Here is a 2,289-nt window from a genome sequence, read left to right as displayed (position 1 = left end):
CCGCGGCGGGAAGCAGGCTGCGGTCCGCTTTCAGCTCGGCGAACAGCGCGTGGTCCCCCGCCAGCCTGACCAGCAGCATCCCCAGCAGGTTGGTGGTCGTCTCGTTGCCCGCCACCAGCAGGATCAGCGCGTACATGAACGCTTCGTCGTTGGTGAGCTCGCCCGCGCTCGTGGCTGCGCGCAGCCGGCTCAGCAGGTCGTCGGCGGGTTCGCCGTCGCGGCGTCGCATTTCGGCGTCGATGAAGCTGTGCATGTGCACGTAGGCGGGCACGATCGACGCCATCAAACGCGCGACCTCGGGCACCGAACGGGGAGCGAACATCTGCGCGAATTTGTCCGAAACCGTGCGAAATGCCGGCCACCGATCCTGCGGAACGCCGAGAATTCGGGCTATCACGTTGATCGGCATCGGGATGGTCAGGCCGTCCACGACGTCCACGACGTCACCGTTGGTCAGCTTCGCGATCGACTCGGCGGCCAGTGCGCGGATGTCCGTCGTGAAGCTCTGGACAGCGCGTTTGCTGAACATCGGCGCGGTGATGCGTCGCAGACGGGTGTGTTCGGGTGGGTCGGCGAGCAGCACGACGCTGGACACGAACGATCGGAGCATGACGCCGTCTTTCGACGAGAACGCGACATTGTCGCGGACCGCGGTGTGCACGTCGTCGTAGCGTCCGATCATCCAGACCCCCAGCCGCTCGTTGACCACGACGGGATGCTCCCGGATTCGCTCGTAATCGGGATAGGGGTCGGCGATGTGCGGCGCCAGCGTGGGGTCGAGCGTCGTGCGCGGCACGGACGCCGGGGCGGAACTCGACCGTGGACGACGCAGATCGCGGTAGGCACCGGTCGCGACCGGCCGCAAAAGGCTGATCGCGGAGCTGCGCGCCGCCGACAAAATGGCTCGGGGTGGCGGACTGAGGAGATCGGTGGGCATGCTGATGAAGCTAAGGACGCACCGCGACGACCGGAATGATGGTTTCAGACACACATTTGATATTTTCAGACACATGCGCGCCGTCGACCCGTCGGTCTGGGACACAGCACAGTCCTCGGCGACTGCCCGGCACGTCCTGGAGACCGCCCGCCAGCACGGGCTCGACGAGCCGACGTGCCTGTCCGGTACCGGGTTGACCGTCGGGGACCTGGCGGATCCCACCACCGAGGTCTACGTCAGCCAAGAGCTGACCATGATCCGGAACCTCATCGGGCGACTTGGTGATCAACCCGGGCTCGGCATGGAGACCGGTACGCGCTACCAGTTCGCCGATATCGGCATCCTCGGTTTCGCCTTGATGGCCAGCCCGACCTTCGGCGACGCGATCGACGTCGCGTGCCGGTACGTCGCGCTGACCGCCACGTACCTGAACCTGGCCGGCCCCGAGGTGGGTCAGACCGAGGCAGTCGTGGCTTTCGACGACGCGCAGGTTCCGCGCGATGTACGCCGGTTCCTCCTCGAACGCGATTTCGCGATCATGCTGCGAATCCTGCCCCTGCTCCTCGGCGTCGGCCATGCGCCGATCACGGTCCGAGTCGAATTTGCCGATCTGCCGTTGCCGACCGACCTGGTGGAGATCGAAAACCTGACCGTCGTCGTCGAGGAAACCTCACGCAATGTCCTGGCCATCCCGGCGGACCTGATCAACCAGCCGATGCCCGCGGCCGATCCGCAGACCGCGGCGATCTGCATTCGTCAGTGTGAGGAGCTTTTGGATCGGCGGCGCACCCGGCGCGGGATCTCGGCGGCGATCCGCACCCGCCTGATCCAGGACTCGGCAGAGATCCCCGCGATGGCCACCGTCGCGAAGGAACTCTACGTCACCGAACGCACGCTGCATCGCCGGCTGGCGTCCGAGGGCACCAGCTACCGCGCGCTGGTCGACGAGGTCCGCGCGACCTTGGCCGCCGAGCTGCTGAACTCCGGTCTCAGTGTCGAGGAAACCGCACGCCGGCTCGGGTACTCGGAGACCGCGGCGTTCACCCGCGCGCACACCCGCTGGAACGGCTGCCCGCCCGGGCGGGCAAGAACCAGCCGGGCCGCGCCGTAGGGCCGCCGGCGCTCACCCGTCGCGCGGCTGCGCCGCCTGCCGGTAAAATCGTCCGATGCATGACTTCACCGCCGGCGGGGAGGCGCACCCGCTGTTGACCCAGCTTGCGGCGCTGCACCGGTTGCGAATCCATCTCGACGTCGCGGTCGTCGTCGCGGTGCTCGTGGCCACCAACCTGATCGCTCACTTCACCACACCATGGGCGAGCATCGCGACCGTGCCCGCGGCCGCCGTCGGGCTG

The 2,289-nt window shown here is 67.5% G+C and carries 2 protein-coding genes and 1 pseudogene; 2 read left to right on the top strand and 1 reads right to left on the bottom strand.

Going from position 1 to position 2,289, the window contains the following annotated elements; translation table 11 throughout:
- A partial coding sequence (locus ACOJVU_RS17700) for a cytochrome P450 (protein WP_421530964.1) occupies positions 1–937 on the bottom strand: 937 nt, incomplete at its 3' end.
- 73 nt (positions 938–1,010) lie between these two features.
- Between ACOJVU_RS17700 and ACOJVU_RS17695 the strand changes: the two genes are divergently transcribed.
- Both ACOJVU_RS17695 and ACOJVU_RS17690 read left to right on the top strand, forming a co-directional pair.
- The gene (locus tag ACOJVU_RS17695) at positions 1,011–2,048 is read left to right on the top strand and encodes an AraC family transcriptional regulator (protein WP_421530963.1); all 1,038 of its coding nucleotides are present in this window, start codon (positions 1,011–1,013) and stop codon (positions 2,046–2,048) included.
- A gap of 55 nt (positions 2,049–2,103) precedes the next feature.
- A pseudogene (locus ACOJVU_RS17690) lies at positions 2,104–2,289 on the top strand (CPBP family intramembrane glutamate endopeptidase); the annotation flags it as partial.

The organism is Mycobacterium sp. THU-M104 (assembly GCF_049197365.1).
Classification (GTDB): Bacteria; Actinomycetota; Actinomycetes; order Mycobacteriales; family Mycobacteriaceae; genus Mycobacterium.
This window is presented reverse-complemented; position numbering and strand designations above follow the sequence as displayed.

Coding starts and splice junctions, on each gene's coding strand:
- ACOJVU_RS17695 (WP_421530963.1), top strand. CDS start 1,011: ATGCGCGCCGTCGACCCGTCGGTCTGGGACACAGCACAGTCCTCGGCG.